At 71.1% G+C, this 20,015-nt stretch carries 21 protein-coding genes; 12 read left to right on the top strand and 9 right to left on the bottom strand.

The annotated features are described in order from the left end of the window. Positions 1-2: 2 nt before the first annotated feature. From ACIBI9_RS54765 to ACIBI9_RS54755, 3 genes are all read right to left on the bottom strand, one after another. A complete protein-coding gene (locus ACIBI9_RS54765) occupies positions 3-698 on the bottom strand; it encodes a zf-HC2 domain-containing protein (protein WP_397235387.1) in 696 nt (231 codons plus the stop codon). A 149-nt stretch (positions 699-847) separates the two neighbouring features. Beyond that, a complete protein-coding gene (locus tag ACIBI9_RS54760; RefSeq protein ID WP_387570666.1) occupies positions 848-1,345 on the bottom strand; it encodes a sigma-70 family RNA polymerase sigma factor in 498 nt (165 codons plus the stop codon). Positions 1,346-1,542: 197 nt separating this feature from the next. Continuing rightward, positions 1,543-1,923 carry a VOC family protein gene (locus ACIBI9_RS54755; RefSeq protein ID WP_397235386.1) on the bottom strand — a complete coding sequence of 127 codons (381 nt, stop codon included), beginning with the start codon at positions 1,921-1,923 and terminating at the stop codon, positions 1,543-1,545. A gap of 86 nt (positions 1,924-2,009) precedes the next feature. Between ACIBI9_RS54755 and ACIBI9_RS54750 the strand changes: the two genes are divergently transcribed. Beyond that, positions 2,010-2,471, top strand: a complete 462-nt coding sequence (locus ACIBI9_RS54750) for a MarR family winged helix-turn-helix transcriptional regulator (protein ID WP_397235385.1) — start codon at positions 2,010-2,012, stop codon at positions 2,469-2,471. An 11-nt stretch (positions 2,472-2,482) separates the two neighbouring features. On the opposite strand, the gene ACIBI9_RS54745 is transcribed toward ACIBI9_RS54750, so the two are convergent. Beyond that, positions 2,483-2,872, bottom strand: coding sequence for a hypothetical protein (locus ACIBI9_RS54745; protein WP_397235384.1), 390 nt, complete (start codon positions 2,870-2,872; stop codon positions 2,483-2,485). Between the two features lie 375 nt (positions 2,873-3,247). Between ACIBI9_RS54745 and ACIBI9_RS54740 the strand changes: the two genes are divergently transcribed. Then, positions 3,248-4,372, top strand: a complete 1,125-nt coding sequence (locus tag ACIBI9_RS54740; RefSeq protein ID WP_397235383.1) for a sensor histidine kinase — start codon at positions 3,248-3,250, stop codon at positions 4,370-4,372. Next, a complete protein-coding gene (locus tag ACIBI9_RS54735; RefSeq protein WP_397235382.1) occupies positions 4,369-5,022 on the top strand; it encodes a response regulator in 654 nt (217 codons plus the stop codon). Before ACIBI9_RS54740 ends, ACIBI9_RS54735 begins: the two co-directional genes overlap by 4 nt. A 4-nt stretch (positions 5,023-5,026) precedes the next feature. On the opposite strand, the gene ACIBI9_RS54730 is transcribed toward ACIBI9_RS54735, so the two are convergent. Then, positions 5,027-6,349, bottom strand: coding sequence for a LuxR C-terminal-related transcriptional regulator (locus ACIBI9_RS54730; protein WP_397235381.1), 1,323 nt, complete (start codon positions 6,347-6,349; stop codon positions 5,027-5,029). Between the two features lie 237 nt (positions 6,350-6,586). Between ACIBI9_RS54730 and ACIBI9_RS54725 the strand changes: the two genes are divergently transcribed. Both ACIBI9_RS54725 and ACIBI9_RS54720 read left to right on the top strand, forming a co-directional pair. Then, positions 6,587-6,940, top strand: coding sequence for a hypothetical protein (locus ACIBI9_RS54725; RefSeq protein WP_397235380.1), 354 nt, complete (start codon positions 6,587-6,589; stop codon positions 6,938-6,940). Continuing rightward, positions 6,937-9,054: a carbon starvation CstA family protein gene (locus ACIBI9_RS54720; protein ID WP_397235379.1), complete on the top strand. Its 2,118-nt coding sequence runs from the start codon at positions 6,937-6,939 to the stop codon at positions 9,052-9,054. Before ACIBI9_RS54725 ends, ACIBI9_RS54720 begins: the two co-directional genes overlap by 4 nt. A gap of 8 nt (positions 9,055-9,062) precedes the next feature. On the opposite strand, the gene ACIBI9_RS54715 is transcribed toward ACIBI9_RS54720, so the two are convergent. Continuing rightward, positions 9,063-9,488, bottom strand: coding sequence for a MarR family winged helix-turn-helix transcriptional regulator (locus tag ACIBI9_RS54715; protein ID WP_397235378.1), 426 nt, complete (start codon positions 9,486-9,488; stop codon positions 9,063-9,065). Between the two features lie 63 nt (positions 9,489-9,551). Between ACIBI9_RS54715 and ACIBI9_RS54710 the strand changes: the two genes are divergently transcribed. Then, the gene (locus ACIBI9_RS54710) at positions 9,552-10,169 is read left to right on the top strand and encodes a maleylpyruvate isomerase family mycothiol-dependent enzyme (RefSeq protein ID WP_397235377.1); all 618 of its coding nucleotides are present in this window, start codon (positions 9,552-9,554) and stop codon (positions 10,167-10,169) included. Here ACIBI9_RS54710 and ACIBI9_RS54705 read toward each other — a convergent pair. After that, positions 10,164-10,760: a histidine phosphatase family protein gene (locus ACIBI9_RS54705; RefSeq protein WP_397235376.1), complete on the bottom strand. Its 597-nt coding sequence runs from the start codon at positions 10,758-10,760 to the stop codon at positions 10,164-10,166. The genes ACIBI9_RS54710 and ACIBI9_RS54705 overlap by 6 nt on opposite strands. A gap of 50 nt (positions 10,761-10,810) precedes the next feature. On the opposite strand from ACIBI9_RS54705, the gene ACIBI9_RS54700 reads away from it, so the two are divergent. The 3 genes from ACIBI9_RS54700 (at position 10,811) to ACIBI9_RS54690 (ending at position 14,995) form a co-directional block, all read left to right on the top strand. Further along, entirely contained in the window at positions 10,811-11,758 is a 948-nt protein-coding gene (locus tag ACIBI9_RS54700) for a DNA polymerase domain-containing protein (RefSeq protein WP_397235375.1), read from the top strand. Between the two features lie 120 nt (positions 11,759-11,878). Further along, complete coding sequence (locus ACIBI9_RS54695) at positions 11,879-13,381, top strand: M28 family metallopeptidase (RefSeq protein ID WP_397235374.1); 1,503 nt, start codon at positions 11,879-11,881, stop codon at positions 13,379-13,381. Positions 13,382-13,498: 117 nt separating this feature from the next. After that, on the top strand, positions 13,499-14,995 hold the full coding sequence (locus ACIBI9_RS54690) for a M28 family peptidase (protein WP_397235373.1): 1,497 nt from the start codon (positions 13,499-13,501) through the stop codon (positions 14,993-14,995). A 43-nt stretch (positions 14,996-15,038) separates the two neighbouring features. Here ACIBI9_RS54690 and ACIBI9_RS54685 read toward each other — a convergent pair whose 3' ends face one another. Both ACIBI9_RS54685 and ACIBI9_RS54680 read right to left on the bottom strand, forming a co-directional pair. After that, complete coding sequence (locus ACIBI9_RS54685; RefSeq protein WP_397235372.1) at positions 15,039-15,644, bottom strand: hypothetical protein; 606 nt, start codon at positions 15,642-15,644, stop codon at positions 15,039-15,041. An 86-nt stretch (positions 15,645-15,730) separates the two neighbouring features. Further along, positions 15,731-16,951, bottom strand: a complete 1,221-nt coding sequence (locus ACIBI9_RS54680) for an MFS transporter (RefSeq protein WP_397235370.1) — start codon at positions 16,949-16,951, stop codon at positions 15,731-15,733. A gap of 232 nt (positions 16,952-17,183) precedes the next feature. Between ACIBI9_RS54680 and ACIBI9_RS54675 the strand changes: the two genes are divergently transcribed. The 3 genes from ACIBI9_RS54675 (at position 17,184) to ACIBI9_RS54665 (ending at position 20,015) form a co-directional block, all read left to right on the top strand. Continuing rightward, the gene (locus tag ACIBI9_RS54675) at positions 17,184-17,732 is read left to right on the top strand and encodes a hypothetical protein (RefSeq protein ID WP_397235369.1); all 549 of its coding nucleotides are present in this window, start codon (positions 17,184-17,186) and stop codon (positions 17,730-17,732) included. A 95-nt stretch (positions 17,733-17,827) separates the two neighbouring features. Further along, entirely contained in the window at positions 17,828-18,211 is a 384-nt protein-coding gene (locus tag ACIBI9_RS54670) for a hypothetical protein (RefSeq protein ID WP_397235368.1), read from the top strand. 151 nt (positions 18,212-18,362) lie between these two features. Next, complete coding sequence (locus tag ACIBI9_RS54665; RefSeq protein ID WP_397235367.1) at positions 18,363-20,015, top strand: FAD-binding dehydrogenase; 1,653 nt, start codon at positions 18,363-18,365, stop codon at positions 20,013-20,015.

The following is a 20,015-nucleotide window of genomic DNA, read 5'->3' as shown; positions in this document are numbered from 1 at the left end:
GCTCACACTTGGATGGTGGCCAGGCTCCTGCCGTCGAAGGTCTCGACCCTGAAGTGGTTCAGCTCGGACTCCGGGAGGCTGGTGCCGCCGTGCAGCAGCAGGGGGTCGGGGGACCCGGGCACGCCGTACCCCTTGTCGGGCACGCCCCAGCTCGCCACCACCTCGGAGCGGCCGTCATCGCCCACCGCCATGAGGCGGCACTGCAGCGGGCCCTTGACGCCCTTGAGCTCCAGCGCGACGTGGGTGCCCCAGCCCTTGTCCTCCAGTCCGACGAGAGCGGACACGCCGGTGCTCTTGTCGGTGGCGGAGTAGGTGTGGCCGGTCATGAGGAGCGCGCGGGCCGGGCTGTGGATGCTGTCGGGGTTCGGGCCGCTGGTGACCGAGTTGACGGCGAGGAAGACGCCGGCGGCCACGAGCACGCAGGCGGCGGCGGACATGAACGTGCGGTGCAGGCTCCGGCGGCGGCGTTCGGTGGCGGCGCGGCGCACCAGGAGCGATTCGACCTCGGGGTCGGGCGGGTTGGGCAGGAGGTCGTCCGGATGGACGGTCTTGATCAGCTGCCCCATCTCGGCGAACGCCCCGGCCTCTTCCGCGCAGCTCGGGCAGCCCCTCAGATGGCGCTCGAACTCGGCCTTCTCCTCCCCGCGGAGCAGGCCGAGCGCGTACGCGGCCACGTCTTCGTGACGCACCTCGGTCATGAGAGCGTCACCCCCCTTTCCTCGTGACGCATCTCCATCATGAGCGCGTCACCCCCCTTTCGCGGTGGCTTCCGTAGTGACGCGCCTCCCTCGTCATGGCAACGTCACCCCCCTTTCGGTGTGACTCTTGTCGTGACGCGCCTCCCACGTCATGGCAGCGTCACCCCCCTTTCCTCGAGCGCCACGCGTAACGCGCGCATGGCGTAGTACACGCGGGACTTCACGGTGCCCACGGGGACCCCGATGATCTCCGCCGCCTCCTGGACCGTGCGGTCCAGGAGGAACGTCTCCGTGAGCACCTGGCGATGGGCAGGCGAGAGCGACATCATCGCGTCGGTCACGACGATCTCGCGTAACAGCTGCTCGTCCTCCGCGGCCACCGAGTTGAGGCGTTCCGGGACGTCCTCGACGGTGTCGAGCGGGCGCGAGCCGGAGCGGCGCCGGTTGTCGATGACCACGCGGCGGGCGACGGTCGCCAGCCAGGGCATCAGGGAGCCGGACTCGGTACGCAGGTCGGGGAGGTTGCGCCAGGCGCGCACCAGGGTCTCCTGCACGACGTCCTCGGCCCAGCGCCGATCGCCACCCGTCAGCCGGACGGCGAAGGCCATCAGGGGGGCGCCGTATTCGCGGTACAGGGCTCGGACCATGGCCTCGTCGGTCACGCGGTGATTCACCCGCGACTCCTCGCGCTGCGGATACCAGGGAATATCCCGCCGATATTGGAACCATCACTCTAGCCACCGGAGGGGGCCAGATGCTGGCACTTTGCCCTTCTCACCGCTTCGCTGGATTTACCGGCTAAATCGTGCTTTGCCCACCTGCGGCGCCCCGATAAACCGGTGACTTAATGATCTTCAGGCTCGGCGGTGAACAGCTCGTAGCTGTGACCGTTGGGGTCGCGCACGTAAACGCCACGGCCGCCCGCCAGGTGGTTGATCTCGCGGTCCCAGCCGTTCATCGGGCCGGAGCCGTAGTCGATCGCCGGATCCCCGCCGAGCCGCTCCATGACCGCGTCGAAGGTGTCGTCGTCGACCAGGAAGGCGTAGTGGCCGGGCTGGGGCGCGCGACGGTCGTCGAAGTCGAGCGTGAGGTCGTCGTTGACGCTGACGGGCGCGAACGGCCCGGCAGGCGGGCCGACCCGCAGCCCCAGCAGCCCGGCGAAGAACGCGGCCGCCGCCTCACGGTCCGCGGCGGGGACGATCAGGTGGTTCATGACGATGGCCATGACGAGATCCCTTCCGGAGGAAGATGTATGTGAATCGCACATAATCATACGTGCGTATCGCATGCAACCTGTCGTAGGGTGAGGGCATGAGCGAGGAGGCCGACGGTGGGCCGGCACTGTTCCACCTGGTGCGGTTCTGGTCCCGCCGGTGGGCCGGGCGGGCGTCGGAAGAGCTGACCGGGGAGCTGCGTCACGTGCAGCACATCCTGGTGGTGGAGGCCGCGCACACGAACGCGCGCGCCGACGGACAGGCGCCCGAGCCGCCCACGGTGGGCACGGTGGCGCACCAGCTCGGCCTCGATCATTCGGGCGCCAGCCGCATGGTCAAGGACGCCGTTGAGGCGGGCTATCTCGCCCGCGACACCTCCGAGCGCGACCGGCGCCGCGCCTCCCTGCGGCTCACGGACAGCGGCCACGCGCTGCTGGACGGGGCGAGGCAGTGGCAGCGCCGGGCCTTCGAGGAGCTGACCGCCTCCTGGGACGAACGCGACCGCCGGCAGTTCGCGACCTACCTGCGCCGGCTGGCCGACGACCTCGGCGCCCCCTGACCCCGGCGGTCTCAGGCGCCGCCCGTCTCCATCAGCCGGTCGAGCCTGAGGCCGAGGTCGATCATCTCGCAGCGCAGCGAGTCGATCTTCCCGAGCAGGTCCGACTGGACGGCCTTGTGGTTCTGGTTCATCTGCACGCGGAGCCCGGCGACCTCCACGATCAGAGCCTCGAAGTCCTGGCTCACCTCGGTGCGGACGTCCGCGATCTCGGCCCTCAGCTCGGATACGTTGAGCGACATCTGCGTGACGAGGGCCGGCAGCTCGGGCCGGTACGGGCCGGGCTGGGTGGGGACGATGTCGTTGTGCCGGGGGCGTCGGTCAAGACCGCCGCTGGAGCGCAAGGCTGCTTCGAGAGTTTCCACCCGGAGCTTCAGGTCGAGGATCTCCGACTCTACGTTCACGCACACCTACCTTCGCCGGGATTACTGCTTTGTGTGAGCACATGATGGCAAGCCGTTCATGATCAGGGGTGATCGATCGTTGAAGCGGGTGCGGATTTTTCTCCGCCGGCAGGCGTGCTGTCCTCCCGGGACGTGGAGATTCGCCCCCTGGCCGGATCCGGAATGGTGACGGCCATCGCGTGAACGCTCCCGCGAAAGAGCCACGCTTCACGTTTCGCGGGAGAACTGGCGATGGCCGCAGGAACAGTCTGCTGGCCGGCCGATCGCCGGTGAAGTCCCATCGCGATCGGTGACTCCTACTTGTTGGGTCCGGGGCCGCATGACCGTACTTTCGGCCGGTGTGGCGGGCGGGCGGCGGCTCCTAGCCTGTGCGGTGTGCGGGTGCGGGAGTGGCGGGCCGGGATCGCGGCCGACGTGGTGATCGGCGCGATGTCCGCGGCGGTGCTCGCCTTCTACTGCTACCGGATCAGCGCGAGCTGGGGTGGGGCGTACTGGGTGTCCGGATGCACCGCCGGGGCGGCCGTCTGCGCGCTCGCGCTCGTCCGCCGGCGGAGCCGGTTGTGGACGGCGGTAGCGGGGCTGGGCGTCGCGGCGGCCGCCATCGTGGTCGCGAGGGTCGCCCACCTGCCCACCGAGCCCGGTCCCGGCGTGACCTTGGGACTGTCCGTGCTCGTCGCGTCTGCCGTCCGGGCGCTTCCGCCCCGTCCGGCCTGCGCCGTAGCCGGTGGCGGGCTCGTGGTGGTGGCGGGGGCCTTCGCCGCCGCCGCCCAGCCGGCCATGGGGACGACGAGCGCCGTGGGCTGGGCGGGCGCCGTCGTGGCCGGGCTGTGGCCCCGGCTGCTGGCCGCCCGCCGCGGGGCCGTCGAGGAGCGCGTACGCCGTGGCGAGCGCCTGGAGCTGGCCAGGGAGCTGCACGACGTCGTCGCCCACCACGTCACGTGCGTCGTGCTCCAGGCGCAGACCGCGCGGTTGCTGGCCCACAAGCAGCCGGAGCGGCTGGCGACCTCGCTGGCGGACATCGAGGTGGCCGGCTCCGACGCCCTGGCCGCCACCCGCCGCGTCGTCGGCCTGCTCCGCGACCCGGCCCGGGGCCTGCCCGCCCTTGAGGGCCTCGACGAGCTGGTCAGGCGCTTCGGCGGCCACGGACCCGCCGTACGGCTGCGGCTCCCCGACGACGAGGACACCTCGCTCTGGCCGCCCGAGGTGGCCACCACCGTCTACCGGATCGTCCAGGAGTCGCTGACCAACGTCTCCCGCCACGCCCCGCAGGCCCGCTCAGTCACGGTCACCGTCACGCGCGCCCGGGACTCGGTCACCGTCGCGGTCGCCGACGACGCCCCTCCCGCCCCGGCCCGTCGGCGCGGACGCGGCGGATACGGCCTGGTCGGAATGCGTGAGCGCGTCGAGGCCCTCGGCGGGACGCTGCGCGCCGGCCCGCGCCCCGGCGCCGGCTGGTCCGTGGTCGCCGCCCTCCCCGTGCCGGCACGGGAGCACCCATGAGCGGCATCACCGTCATGCTGGCCGACGACCAGGCGATGATCCGTGACTGCCTGCGCCTCATCCTGGAGGACCAGCCCGACATCAGCGTCGTCGCCGAGGCCGCCGACGGCGCCGAGGCGATCGCCCTGGCCCGCCGGCTGCGCCCCGACGTGTGCCTCGTGGACATCCAGATGCCCGGGCTCGACGGCATCGAGGTCACGCGGGCCCTCGCGGGGCCGGAGGTCGCCGACCCGCTGCGGGTGGTCGTCGTCACCACCTTCGACCTCGACGAGTACGTCTACGGCGCCCTGCGCGGCGGGGCCATCGGCTTCGTGCTGAAGGACGTCGGCCCCGACCTGCTCGTCGAGGCGGTCCGGGCCGCGAACGCCGGGGACGCCCTGATCTCCCCCTCGCTCACCCTCCGGTTGCTGCGCCACCTCACGGCCACCGCCGCCCCGGTCGCCCGCGCGCCCGCGCAGCCGCTGTCGGACCGGGAGTTCGAGGTCGTCCGGGCCGTCGCCAGGGGCCGCACCAACCAGGAGATCGCCGCCGAGCTCTTCATCTCGCTGAGCACCGTCAAGGGCCACGTGTCCGGCATCATGACGAAGCTGGGCCTGCGCAACCGGGTCGAGATCGTCGCCTGGGCCTGGGAGCACCGCCTGGTCGACTGAGCCGCTAGAGATCGGCGAGACCGCCTTGGGCCCGCAGCTCCCTGCGCGACGGGAGGCCGAGCTTGCGGAGCGCGCTGGAGATGTGGCTCTCCACGGTCCGCCTCGACAGGAACAGTTCGGTGGCGATCTCCTGGTTGGTCTTGCCCCCGGCGGCCAGCAGCGCCACCTCGCGTTCCCGTGACGACAGCGTCTGCCCGTGGGACGGCCGTCCGCCCCGCCACGGATAGGGGATCGGCACGCCGTTCTGCCGCATGATCCGGCTGATCCGGGCGAGGTCCCGGTCGGCGCCCATCCCCGCGTACAGGCGCAGCGCCGTTTCGAGCAGGGGCCCGCCGTCGCCCGTGCCGCGTTCGCAGCGCCATCGGCCCAGTCGCTCCGCCGCCTGGGCCTCCTCGTAGCGCAGCCCGGCCTCCTGGAGGGTGGTACGGGCCGCGTCGAGCAGTTCGTCGGCCTCCGCCGGGTCCTGGGAGACGACGGCGCGGGCGGTCAGGAGCGCCGCCCGCGCGATCGGGGCGTCGGCGCCTTCGAGGCCGGCGCCCAGCTCGTCCACGAGCTCGACGGTTCCGGCCGTCCTGCCTAGCGCCTCCACCAGGCACAGGACGGTCTCCGCGCCCCACACCCAGTTCCCCTTGGCCCGTACGAGGGAGAGGGCGGCGGTGGCGTGCGCGGCGGCGCCGGCGACGTCGTCCAGGGTCAGCAGGAGGCGGGAGAGCGTCATCTTGGCGGGGATGAGCGGCCAGACGGCGCCGGCCCGTTCGGCGATGGCGATCACCTCGCCCAGGCACGCCACGGCCTCCTCGGCCGGACCCGTCGCCGCCAGCAGCGCGCCGAGCAGCAGCCCCGCCTCCATCGACGCGGCCGGGAAGGCGGCCGTCCCCGAGCCAGGGGAGGCGGCCCAGCCGGGGGCGCCGCCCAGGCGGCGGACCCGGGTCTCCAGGCCGTCCCAGCGCCCCGCCGCCCGGTCGACCGCGGCCATCACCAGCTCCACGACCTCCGCGACCCGCAGATATTCGGCCTGGTCGGCCACCCGGCGCCCCTCCGCCAGCAGGGCCTCGGCACGCTCCAGGCATCCGATGTGCAGCGCGCCCTGGGCCCAGTTGAGGCAGGCGCAGGCGTGTTCCCGGGGCACGTCGCGGAGCCGGTCGTCGCGCAGCAGGTCGTCGATGAGCCGCCCGCTCCCCGGGTCCCCCTGCTCAAGCAGCAGGGACGCCCGCGCGATGCGTACCGCGATGTCCACGTCGGGGTCGCCGCTGCGGCGGGCGGCCTCCTCGGCCCCCGAAGGACTCCAGCCGAAGTACGGCGCGACGTAGGCGCCGGGCCTCGCCATCCACCGCCAAGGGCCCCAGCCGAGCGGGCCCGCTGCGGGCCTCCCATCCCCGAAGGACCCAGCCGAAGTGCGGCGCGACGCTAAACGCCCCGCCGTCCACCCCCGAAGGACCTCGGCCGAAGTGCGGCGGGGGGCGCGCTCACTGTCCCCAGGGACCGCCGGGCGACGTTTCGGGAGGAGCGGCAGCGGGTAAGGCCGTCGTTAATTTCTGAGCTGCCTGATTTTCAGGAGCCACAGATGCCCCGTGTCACGCTCACGCCGGCCGCCCGTGAAGCACTGCGCGACGACGAAGTGGTGTTCTTCGACTGGCACGTGACCGGCCTGTGCTGCGCCGACGCGGGAGAGTTCTCGGTCCGGCCGTTATCCCGCTCCCGCCTCCCACGGCGAGCGCGCCGGCTCGGCGACGAGGACGAGAAGGTGTACGCCCATCCGACCGCCTGGGTGCATCTCGCCGGACTCCCCGTCACGATCGACTGCCGCCCGCTGTGGCGCTGGCGGCGTTTCACGAGCGATCTGCCGCCGGACGCCGGACTGCGCTGTTGCCTGGGGCGACCTCTATATGGCCCTTCACATATGGGAGGTAACCGGTGAAGCTTCGTTCCATCATCATCTGGACGGCGGTCGCGCTCGTCGGGGCCGCGGGGTGGGCCGTGCTGGCCCTGTCCAGAGGGGAGAACGTCAACGCGGTCTGGCTGCTGGCCGCCGCGCTCGGTTCGTACGCCATCGCCTACCGGTTCTATGCCCGTTTCATCGTCCGCAAGGTGCTGGGCGCGGACGACCGCAGGGCCACCCCGGCCGAGCGGCTCGACAACGGCATCGACTACCAGCCGACCGACCGCCGGATCCTGTTCGGTCACCACTTCGCCGCCATCGCCGGGGCGGGACCGCTGGTGGGGCCCGTGCTGGCGGCCCAGATGGGCTACCTGCCCGGCACCATCTGGATCGTCGCGGGAGTGATCTTCGCCGGGGCCGTGCAGGACATGGTGATCCTGTTCTTCTCCATGCGGCGCAACGGCCGCAGCCTCGGTCAGATGGCCCGCGAGGAGATCGGGCCGATCGGCGGGGTGGCGGCGCTCGTCGCGGTCTTCGCCATCATGATCATCCTGCTCGCCGTGCTGGCGCTGGTCGTGGTCAACGCCCTGGCCAAGTCGCCGTGGGGCGTCTTCTCCATCGCCATGACCATCCCGATCGCCCTGTTCATGGGCTTCTACCTGCGGGTGATCAGGCCGGGCAAGGTCGTCGAGACCACCGTGATCGGGGTCGCGCTGCTGCTGCTGTCGATCGTGGCCGGCGGCTGGGTGCAGGAGTCGAGCTGGGCGCCGTTCTTCACGCTGAGCCCGTCCGCGCTGGCGCTGTGGCTCATCGCGTACGGGTTCGTCGCCGCGGTGTTACCCGTCTGGATGCTGCTCGCGCCGCGCGACTACCTGTCGACGTTCATGAAGATCGGCACCATCGTGCTGATCGCGATCGGGATCGCCGTCACGATGCCCACGCTCAAGACGACGGCGTTCACGGACTTCGCGTTCAACGGCAAGGGCCCGGTGTTCGCCGGGTCGCTGTTCCCGTTCGTGTTCATCATCATCGCGTGCGGCGCGCTGTCGGGGTTCCACTCGCTGATCTCGTCCGGCACCACGCCCAAGATGATCCAGAAGGAGACCCAGGTCCGGATGATCGGGTACGGCTCCATGCTGATGGAGTCGTTCGTGGCCGTCATGGCCATCACCGCGGCCTGCGTCCTGTCCCCCGGGCTCTACTTCGCGATGAACTCCCCGGCCGGCGTCGTCGGGGCCACCGTGCAGAGCGCCTCGCAGGCGGTCACGAACATGGGCTTCGTGATCACGCCTGAGCAGTTGCAGGCCGCGGCGGCGGCCGTACAGGAGCAGACCCTGATCGCCCGGACGGGCGGCGCGCCCACGCTGGCAGTGGGGATCTCGCAGATCTTCTCCGGGTTCATCGGCGGGGCGGGGCTGCAGGCGTTCTGGTACCACTTCGCGATCATGTTCGAGGCGCTGTTCATCCTCACGACGGTCGACGCGGGCACCCGGGTGGGGCGGTTCATGCTGCAGGACACGCTGGGCAACCTGTGGAGGCCGATCGCCAGGGTGAGCTGGTGGCCGGGGCTGGTGGCGGCCAGCGCCGTCGTCGTGGCTGCCTGGGGATACTTCCTGTACGTGGGCGTCAACGACCCGCTGGGCGGGATCAACCAGCTGTTCCCGCTCTTCGGCATCGCCAACCAGTTGCTCGCCGCGGTGGCGCTCACGGTCGCCACGACGTTGCTGATCAAGAGCGGCCGGCTGAAGTGGGCCTGGGTGACGGGGGTGCCGCTGGCCTGGGACGCGGCCGTCACGCTGACGGCCAGCTACCAGAAGGTGTTCTCCCCCGACCCCACGCTCGGCTTCTTCGCCCAGCGCGACCGCTACCAGACGGCGCTGGACCAGGGGAAGCTGCTCGCGCCGGCCAAGACCCAGGACGCGATGGAGCAGATCGTGCTCAACTCCACCGTGGACGGGATCCTGGCGGCGCTGTTCGCGGTCCTGATCGTCATCGTGATCCTCGACGCGCTGCGCGTGTGGGTGAAGGCGGTCAGGTCGCGTGAGCCGCTGCCGACCACGGAGGCGCCGTTCGAGGAGTCGAAGATCCTCGCGCCCGCCGGCCTGATCCCCACCCGCGAGGAACGGGAGACGATGGCCAGGTCCGCCCCCTAGAAAGCCCCTCAGAAGGCGTCGATGACGCGGCTCAACGTGGCGTTCAGCTCGGCGAGGCCGTCCTCGCCGAGCAGGGCCGCCAGGCGTCGTTCGACGCCGTCGATCGCGGTGTAGCCGACCCTCAGCGCCTCGTCGCCGCGCTCGGTGAACTCGATGAGCTTGGCGCGGCGGTCGGCCGGATCGGGCACCCGGCGCAGGTAGCCCAGCTCCTCCAGGTCGTCGACCAGCGCCCCCATCGCCTGCGGGGTCATCTGCGCCTTCTCCGCGAGCCTGCTCAGCCGGATGCCGTCGTGCTCCATGTGGAAGAACACCGCCGAGTGCGCGGGCCGGACGCGGTCGTCGTACGTCCTGCCCACGTCGAGCACGACGTCCTGCAGGCGCAGGTACGCCTCGTAGAGCAGGGCTATGACGTGCGGTGGATGTGTGGCGGCCAAGCCCCTTCTCCAATTACTCAGGAAGCCTTATATTAAGGCCACCTTAGCAACTGGGGGAGTGCGATGAACCAGGAAGACATCTGGGCCGCCCTCGAGATCGAGCGGCGCGGCGTGGCCGACCTGCTCGGCTCGCTGCCCGCGGACGACTGGGAGCGGCCGTCGCTCTGCGAGGGCTGGCGGGTTCGCGACGTGGCCGCCCACCTCGCGCTCGCGACCAGGGTGAGCGTCCCTCGGGCGATGGTGGACTTCGTCCGGGCTCGCGGGAGCTTCGATCGCGCCGTCCACGACACGGCGGTACGTCACGCCAGGCTGCCGACCGGCGAGATCGTCGCGCAGGTGCGCGAGTCGGCCACCTCGCACCGCCGGGCGCCGACGACCAAGCCGCTCGACCCGCTCTTCGACGTGCTGGTCCACGCCCAGGACATCGCCGTGCCGCTCGGCCTCGACCGGGCCATGCCGCTGGAGGCGGCCCGCGCCTGCGCCGTGCACATCTGGGAGCGCGGCTTCCCCTTCCATCCGCAGCGGCGCCTGCGCGGGCTCCGGCTCGTGGCCACGGACGTGGACTGGTCGGCGGGCGAAGGAGACGTGGTCGAAGGGCCCGTACAGGCGCTGCTCCTGCTGCTCAGCGGGCGGCGGGCCGCGCTGCCCAGCCTGCGAGGAGCTGGTACGGCGCGCCTATAGGCGCAGCTCGGGCGGGAATCCGGTCCACCTGAGCTCGGGCGGCAGGTGTTCCATGTCGTTGAAGAAGAGCACGGAGAACGGGCGGTCGGACGCGTACCGGATGACGGTCAGGGCGGCGTTGCAGTGGTTGAGCCCGAGCCAGCGCCAGCCGGGGGCGTCCAGGGCCTCGCGGACGAGCCAGCCGATCAGGAAGTTGTGCGTGACGACGAGCTCGTGGCGCGTCTCCTCCACCGGACCCGTGAACAGCTCCTCGGCCTGGCGGGCGAGCCGCGCGCCGCCGTCCTCCGGGAACTGGGCGAGGAAGCCGAGCAACCGGTCCGCGTGCTCCGGGGGCAGCTCTTCCTTCGGCGGCACGTACGGGACGTAGTCCCCGGCCGCCTCCGAGACGCGCACGGGCACACCGGGAAGGTGCTCGGCGATCAGGCGCGCGGTCTGGGCGGCCCTCGGGAGCGGGCCGTGGTGGACGGCGGAGAGGGGGACATCCTTCAGCCGCTCGCCGAGCAGCGCGGCCTGGCGCCGGCCGTTCGCGGTCAGGCCGGTCTCGTCCGGCGTGGCCTCGCCGTGGCGGGTGAGGTAGAGGTAGCGAGTCATCGGGCTCCAGTTGTTGACCTCGGACGCACGTCATGGGCATCGTAGGTCGGGTGGCCGGCGATGAGACACGTGACGGGGTGGCGCTCACCAACCTCGACCAGCCCCTGTTCGACGGGGCAGGTGCGACCAAGCGCGACCTGGTCGACTACCTCGACGCGGTCAGCGACCGGATCATCCCCGTCCTGCGTGACCGGGCGCTCTCGGTCATCCGCGTACGGCCGGGGCAGGAGCCGTTCATGCAGAAGAACCTGCCCAAGTACGCCCCCGAATGGGTGCAGTCGGTCTCCGTGTGGGCCGAGGCGTCACGCAGGCAGGTGACGTACGCGCTCTGCAACGACCGCAGGACGCTGCTCTGGTTCGCCAACCAGCGGGCGGTGGAGTATCACCCGGGGCTGTTCGTGGGCTCTCATCCCACCCACATGATCCTCGACCTCGACCCGCCCGACGGCAGCGACTCCTTCGAGCTGGCCGTGCGCGGGGCCTTCCTGGTGCGCCAGGCCCTGGACGACGCCGGGCTGGCGGGCGCGGTGAAGACCAGCGGGGCGAAGGGCGTGCACGTGTTCGTGCCCGTGGCCGAGGGGACGGGCATGGAGGACCTGGCCGCGGCCACGCGCGCGCTGGCGGCCCGGGCCGAGCGGGTGGACCCGGCGCTGGCGACCACGGCGTTCATCCGGGAGGACCGCGCGGGCAAGGTGTTCATCGACTCGACCAGGGCGGGCGGGGCCACGGTGGCGGCCGCCTACAGCCCTCGCGTACGCCCCGGCGCGCCCGTGTCGTTCCCCGTGGCGTGGGAGTCGCTCGATCAGGTCGTGCCCTCCGACTTCACCGTGCACACGGCGGCCGGGCTGCTCAAGGACGCGGACCCGTGGGCCGAGTCCATGCCCGAGCCGCAGCGGCTGCCCGCCGACCTGGTCGAGGAGGGGCACACGATCCCGGTCGCCCGCGTACAGGCGATGCACGAGGGCAAGCGGCGCGCCCGCGCCCGCCGCGCCGAGTGACCCTAACCGGATATGTCCGGATATTGACGCCCTAGTGGGCCTTCTCAGTGATCCTCTGCCGGGTTACGTTCACGTGGCGGCTCGGGGGAATCATCGCATTCGTCCACCAGGGGAACCCTTATGCGTCGAATCGCCATCGCACTGATCACCGCACTGGCCCTACCACTGGCTCTGACCACCCCGGCCAACGCCGGCGGCCTTGACGACCTCTTCGCCAAGTTGCTCGTCAAGCAGGTGAAGGGCCCGAACGCCAAGAAGCACCTCGACGCCCTGCAGGCCATTGCCGACGCCAACGGCGGCAACCGCGCCGCGGGCACACCCGGCTACGACGCCTCTCGCGACTACGTGGCGGGCAAACTACGCAAGGCCGGATACAAGGTCACACTCCAGCCGATCAACTTCGTCGAGAGCTGGACCGAGAACTCCCCGCCCACGCTCAACCTCACCGCGCCGAGCTCGAAGACGTACGTGCCGAACGAGGATTTCTTCTCCTTCGAGCCCTCCCCCGCGGGTGACGTGACCGCGCAGGTCCAGGCCGTGGACCTGACCCTGCCGCCGACCCCGACGCCCACCTCGACCAGCGGCTGTGAGGCGTCCGACTTCGCCGGGTTCGTGGCCGGCCGGATCGCGCTCATCCAGCGCGGCACGTGCGCCTTCGCCCTGAAGATCCGCAACGCGGGCCGCGCCGGGGCGTCCGGGATCATCGTGTTCAACGAGGGCCAGCCGGGCCGGACCGACGCGTTCCCGCTCGACATCGGCGAGTGGCGGGCCGGGGTCCCGATGGTCTTCGCCGACTTCGCGGTCGGCAACGAGCTGGCGGCCGCGGCCGGGACGACCGTGCGGCTCAAGGTGGACTCCACCCTCGTGCTCGGCACCAACGACAACGTGATCGCGGAGTCGCGCTTCGGCGACCCGCGCAACGTGGTGATGGTCGGCGCCCACCTCGACAGCGTGCCCGCCGGTCCCGGCATCAACGACAACGGCTCGGGCTCCGCGTCCATCCTGGAGATCGCCGAGGAGATGGCGCTCTACCCGGTGAAGAACAAGGTCCGCTTCGGCTTCTGGGCGGGCGAGGAGATCGGGCTGCTCGGGTCGGACCAGTACGTCGCGTCGCTGTCGGAGACGCAGCGCGACCGGATCCGGGTCTACCTGAACTTCGACATGGTGGCCTCGCCCAACTACGCGTACAAGCTGTATGACGGGGACAACTCCGACAACGAGGGCTCCCCGGCCGGTCCGCCCGGATCCGCCCAGATCGAGAAGCAGCTTGAAGCCTTCTACGGCTCGCGCAACCTGCCCACCGTCGGCACCGACTTCGACGGGCGCTCCGACTACGGCCCGTTCATCGACGTCGGCATCCCGGCGGGCGGGATCTTCACGGGCGCCGAGGGCATCAAGACGGCCGAGGAGGCGGCGCTGTTCGGCGGCACGGCGGGGGTCGCGTACGACGCCTGCTACCACCAGGCGTGCGACACGATCGCCAACATCAACGACACCGCGCTGGACGTGGACCTGGACGCGATCGCGGACTCCGTCGCCCGCTTCGCCTTCGACCTGCGCTCCATCCCGCCGCGCACCGCCCCCGCGGCAGCGGCGCCCCTGGCCGCCAAGACGGCGGCCTGACGGCTCCACACCGGGTGGGCAGCACCTCTGCCCACCCGGGCACCACCTTGGCACCACCTTGGCACCACAGCACCATCTCGGGATCTTCCACCCTCGACCTCGGATGGAGGCGCCGCAATGCGATCGATCATCGTCGCGGCAACAGCGTTATCCCTGGCCATCGCCGCCCTGACGGGCGTGCCGGCCCAGGCGGCAGCAGCCCCGAACATCTCCCTCACCAACGTCAAGGCCCACCTCACCCAGCTCCAGTCCATCGCCACCGCCAACGGCGGCAACCGGGCACACGGCCGCCCGGGTTACCTGGCCTCCGCGAACTACGTACGCGGACAACTGGACGCCGCAGGCTTCACCACCACGCTCCAGTCGTTCACCTACAACGGCGCCACCGGCTACAACGTGATCGCCGACTGGCCTGGCGGTGACCCCAACGACATCCTCATGGTCGGCGCGCACCTCGACAGCGTCACCGCCGGTCCCGGCATCAACGACAACGGCTCGGGCAGCGCGTCCATCCTGGAGACCGCGCTCGAGGTGTCGCGCCAGGCGCTCCAGCCGTCCAAGCACCTGCGCTTCGCCTGGTGGGGCGCGGAGGAGCTGGGGCTGCGCGGGTCACAGTTCTACGTGAACAACCTGCCGGCCGCGGACCGGGCGCGGATCAAGGGGTACCTGAACTTCGACATGGTCGGCTCCCCGAACCCCGGATACTTCCTCTACGACGGCGACAACTCGGACGGCACCGGCTCAGGTCCCGGCCCGGCCGGGTCCGCGGAGCTGGAGAAGGTCCTCCAGGACTACTTCACGTCGATCGGCGTGCCGACCCGGGGCACCGACTTCGACGGCCGCTCCGACTACGGCCCGTTCATCGCGGTCGGCATCCCGGCGGGCGGCACGTTCACGGGCGCGGAGGGCATCAAGAGCTCGGCCCAGGCCACGCTGTGGGGCGGCACCGCGGGGCAGGCGTTCGACGTCTGCTACCACCGCTCCTGCGACACCTCGTCCAACATCAACGACACCGCGCTTGACCGGAACGCCGACGCGATCGCGTACTCGGTGTGGACGATCGCCACCGCCGTACCGCCCGTCGTGGTCTGGCAGGACACGTTCGAGACCGCCACGGGCTGGACGGTCAACCCGTCGAGCACCGACACCGCCACCACCGGACAGTGGGAGCGCGGCGACCCCGAGGCCACCACCTCCAGCGGCGCCAAGCAGCTCGGCACCACGGTCAGCGGCACGAACGACCTGGTCACGGGCCGCCTGGCAGGCTCGGCCGCCGGTGACTTCGACATCGACGGCGGCGTCACCTCGATCCAGTCGCCCCCGATCACGCTCCCGTCCACGGGTCCGCTGAACCTGTCGTTCTCGTGGTACCTGGCGCACGGCTCGAACGCCTCCAGCGCCGACTACTTCCGGGTCCGCGTGGTCGGCAGCACCACCACGACGGTCCTGAACCAGGCGGGCGCCGCGTCCAACCGCAACGGCGCCTGGACCACGGCCACGGCCGGCCTGAACGCGTTCGCGGGCCAGACGGTCCGCATCCTCATCGACGCCGCCGACGCCTCGGGCGCCTCCCTGGTGGAGGCCGGCGTGGACGACGTCAAGATCACCCGCTAACCACTCGGAGGGCCGGGCCCGTTGCGGCCCGGCCCTCCTCGGATCAGGCGGCAGTCCGGTCTGTACGCAACGCCGCCATGACCTTCTCCGGCTCATCGGCGAAGAACCGGATCGAGGTGGCCTCCCCGCGCCGACCGAACGGGCGCACGAAGGCGACCGGCTCGGTCAGCTCGACCGTCATGTTCGTCTGCGAGGAGACCGCCACGCTGAGCCGCCCGTCCTTGACGGTGACCATGCTGCTCTCGTTGTAGTTGCGACTGGTCCGCACGGCGGCGATCCGCTCAACGGGTACGCGTACGTCGACGTACACGCCGAACCGGATGCGCAGCTCGTCCGAGGTGATGACATGCGGCCTGGTGGCACAGGCGGCGGCCAGCATGACCCCGAACAGCAGCCCGTACACGTCGCCGATCAGCACCGTGAACCGCAGCCACGGCGGCACGTCGAGCGCGACCAGCAGCAGATCGACCACCACGGTCTCGACCGCCATCGCGAACAGCATCAGCGACAGCATGAACGTCTGCGCCTTCGCGTACGTCACGACGGTCGCCCCCTCCGGCACGCCATCACGGCGCCGGACGATCCACTGCCCGATGGCCAGCAGGCCTTTCAGCTCGAACACCACGATCCGCAGCGCGGCTCTGACCATCGGTCCCCCACTCTCGGCTCTCTCGGCGCGGTCGCCCCCGATTAGACACGTTGACGTCGCGTCAAGGTCAACCCGAGGCGTCCGCGTCAGGCGCCCGGGGCGGCGACGGCGTCGGCTGGGAGGCGGCGGGAGAGGCGCAGGAGGGTGACGCCGGCCAGCGCGAGCAGGACGGTGAGCGTGCCCCACAGCAGCCAGGGCGCGGCGCCCAGCAGGGCCGAGAAGGCGGCCGGGGCGACGACGTTGCCGATGGCCCAGGTCTGCTGGTGGATCGCCAGGTAGCGGCCGCGGAGGGCGGCCGGCGCCGCCGCCGCGGCCAGGGCCCATGACGGGGTGGCGTGCATCAGCTCACCCGCCGTGAAGACGAGGGTGGCCGCCACCAGGGCGATGACGCGCGGCGGTCCGGGGGGAAAGGCGGCCGCCGCGGCGTACGCGACGCACGACACGATCAGGACCGCCCCGCCGAGGGCCATGGCATGGGTACGGCGGGCGGCGCGCTGCCGTCGCCGCACCGCGAGCTGGCCCACCGCCACCAGGATCGTGTTGAGCGTGTACAGCAGGCCCAGCAGCCAGGCGGGGGCTCCGAGCACCGTGACGGCGTACACCGGCAGCGCGACCGGAAGGACCAGGCGCGTCAGCGTGAACGCCTGCTCGGCGGCCACCAGCCCGAGGAACGGCCGGTCCGCCAGCACCCGCCGGTACCCGCCCGGCTCCGGGGTCGCCGGCTCCACCGGTGCGCGCCGCCCCGACAGGACCAGGCACGCGCTGGCCACGACGAAGCTGGCCGCGTTGACCGACGCGATGATCACGAAGCCGGTCGTGCCGCCCAGCGACACCACCCCGGCCGACAGCAGCCCGCCCAGGCCGAACGCGACGTTCCTGGCGGTCGACATCAGCGCGTACAGCCGGTCCCGGTCCGCGCCCGTGGCCAGGACCGAGATGTAGCCGCCGGAGGCGGGATAGTAGGCCCGATCTCCGAACGCGACCACCGCGGCGACCACGATCAGCGCGGCGAAGCCGTCCACGAACGGGTACGCGGCGAAGCCGAGCCCGCGCAGCACGTACGTACCCATCAGCACCCGCCGCGCGTCGAACCGGTCGATGAGCACGCCGGCCACCGGATTGGCGGCCAGCCCCACCGCGGCCGCCGCCGTCACCCCCAGCCCGACCACGGTCATGGGCAGGCCGGTGACCCGGTGGATGAACAGCAAGGTGAGCGGGTAGTACAGGCCGCTGCCCAGGGCGTCCACGAACATCCCGACGAGAAACGGCCGCACGCCCGACTGGCGCTGCGCGAAGGCGATCGACATGTCGAGGAGTATCAGCACGCGCGAGGGCCGTCCCGGATCGGTCGCCGGTCCTAGACGTTCTACATCAATAGTCCTAGCCCTCCCTGGACCCTTGCGTTCGTGTTCGCACGATCCACGTAAAAGGCCAGGTCAGGAACCGTACGACACGCTCTTTTGGTGAATGGGGCCTATCGCTCGCGGGTATCGCTCGCATGCATCTCCGGCAACACCACCATGCCTGAAAGGGAATCAGATGACCCAGACCGCAGAGCGTACCGAGACGACTGAGCGCGAAACCGAGGAGCGGGAGGCGTTCGAGCAGCTGATGTTCGCCGCACTCGCGACCCGCCGCGAGGAGACCACCGAGGTGGGCATCGAGCACCCGCTCCTCCTCGCCATGCTCATGCGCCGCCGCAGAGAAGGCGGAACGAGCATGATCGAGCACCCCCTCCTGCTCGCCATGCTCATGCGCGGCCGCCGCACAGAAGGCGAAGAAAGCGGCATCGAGCACCCGCTCCTCCTCGCCGCGCTCATGCGCCGCCGCAGAGAAGGCGGAACGAGCATGATCGAGCACCCCCTCCTGCTCGCCATGCTCATGCGCGGCCGCCGCACAGAAGGCGAAGAAAGCGGCATCGAGCACCCGCTCCTCCTCGCCGCGCTCATGCGCCGCCGCAAGGAAAGCGGAACGAACATCATCGAAAACCCCCTCCTGCTCGCCGCGCTCATGCGCCGCCGTACAGAAGGCGGCGAAGAAGGCGGCATCGAACAGCCGCTGATGCTGGCCGCCCTTGCGTCCCGATAACCGCGCCCGCTGGACCGCAGGGAAGAACGCCGTCTCCCGGTTTCCCGGCAAGGGGAACCGGGGGGCGGCTCACACCGACCGTAAAGGAGCACCTCATGGCGCCGGAGCAAACCGGTAACTCATCCGAGCACAACCCTCTGGAGTCCATGATCGACGACCTCATCCGCGACATCCTCAGCGAGTCCGGCCAGACCACCAAAGCCCGCGCACGCGGTGTGGATCCCATGGCGAGCCTGATCGAATCGGCCCTGTCGTCGACATCGCGTACGGCGTCGAAGGCCTCGCCGATGGAAAGGATCCTGCTCACGCAGGTGTTGTCGTCCGCGCTGGCGGACGCTCTCGCGCCCGCGCTGGCAGAGGTCCTGGCACCCGAGATCATGAAGGCTTTGGAGCATCATCTCTCTCCCAGCCCGACCGGGGGCGCGGCTTCGACGCGCGCCTCTGCCAAAGGAGGAACGGCGAGCAGAAGAAAGACGTGAATCTCCGGCCGCGGCGACAGGGCCCGGCCGCCGTCCGGCAGCAGTCCGGCGACGGCGGCCGGGCCCTGCTGTCTGACGGCCCGGGGCACGCGCCCGAAATCAGGACCCAGGCGGCTTATGGCGCGTGCTGATCAGATGGAATCATCGGCGCATGAACGCTGACGTCATCGTCGTCGGAGCCGGGCTGGCCGGCCTGGTGGCGACCTGCGAACTGACCTCCCGGGGCAAGAAGGTCGCCGTGGTCGACCAGGAGAACGCCGCCAACCTGGGCGGCCAGGCCTTCTGGTCGTTCGGGGGCCTGTTCCTGGTCGACTCCCCGCAGCAGCGGCGGATGGGCGTGAAGGACTCCTTCGAGCTGGCCTGGAACGACTGGCAGGGCAGCGCCCAGTTCGACCGCCTGGAGGACGAGGACTCCTGGGCCGTGCGGTGGGCGCGGGCCTACGTCGAGTTCGCCGCCGGGGAGAAGCGGGCCTGGCTCGACGGCCTGGGCATCAGGTTCCTGCCCACGGTCGGCTGGGCGGAGCGGGGCGACCTGCGCGCGGACGGTCACGGCAACTCCGTGCCGCGCTTCCACGTCACCTGGGGGACGGGGCCGGGCGTGCTGAAGCCGTTCGTCCGCATGGTCCGGCAGGCGGCCGACAGCGGGCTGGTCACCTTCCACCACCGCCACCAGGTGGACGAACTGATCGTCAGCGGCGGAGCCGTACAGGGCGTGCGTGGCACGCTGCTGGCCGAGGACGACTCGCCGCGAGGAGTGGCCTCCAACCGCGACAAGATCGGCGAGTTCGAGCTGACGGCACCGGCGGTGATCATCACCAGCGGCGGCATCGGCGGCAACCACGACCTGGTGCGCCGCTACTGGCCGGAGCGGATGGGCAGCGCGCCGGAGAGCATGGTCACGGGCGTGCCGGCGTACGTGGACGGCCGGATGCTCGACATCAGCGCCGAGGCCGGGGTACGGCTGGTCAACCGCGACCGCATGTGGCACTACACGGAGGGCCTGCGCAACTGGGACCCGATCTGGCCGGGCCACGGCATCCGGATCCTGCCCGGCCCCTCCTCCATGTGGTTCGACGCGCTGGGGCAGCGGCTGCCCGACCCCTGCCTGCCCGGCTACGACACGCTGAGCACGCTGCGGCACCTGCGTGGCACCGGCCACGACCACTCCTGGTTCGTGCTCACCCAGAAGATCATCGAGAAGGAGTTCGCGCTGTCGGGCTCCGAGCAGAACCCCGACATCACCGGCAACGACCGCAAGGCGTTCCTCCGGGAGCGCCTCCTCGGGAAGGGCGCGCCCGCCCCGGTGGAGGCGTTCAAGCGCAACGGCGCCGACTTCGTCGTGGCCGGCAGCCTGGACGAGTTGGTCGCCAAGATGAACCAGCTGACGCTCGAACCCCTGCTCGACGCCGACCTCGTGCGCCGCCAGATCGAGGCGCGCGACCTGCAGGTGGCCAACCCGTTCAGCAAGGACTCCCAGATCCAGGGCATCCGCAACGCCCGCCGCTACCTCGGCGACAAGCTGGGCCGGACCGTCGCCCCGCACCGGATCCTCGATCCCGCCGCCGGGCCGCTGATCGGGGTCATGCTCCACGTGCTCACGCGCAAGACGCTCGGCGGCATCCAGACCGACCTCGACTCCCGCGCCCTGGGGCCGTCCGGCGAGCCCGTCGACGGCCTGTTCGCGGCGGGCGAGATCGCGGGCTTCGGCGGTGGCGGCGTCCACGGCTACAACGCCCTCGAAGGCACCTTCCTCGGCGGCTGCCTCTTCTCCGGCCGCCAGGCCGGCCGCGCCGCGGCCCGGTGA

Source organism: Nonomuraea sp. NPDC050451, assembly GCF_044458585.1.
Note: the sequence above shows the minus strand (reverse complement) of the source record. Positions and strands in the feature narration are given on the sequence as shown.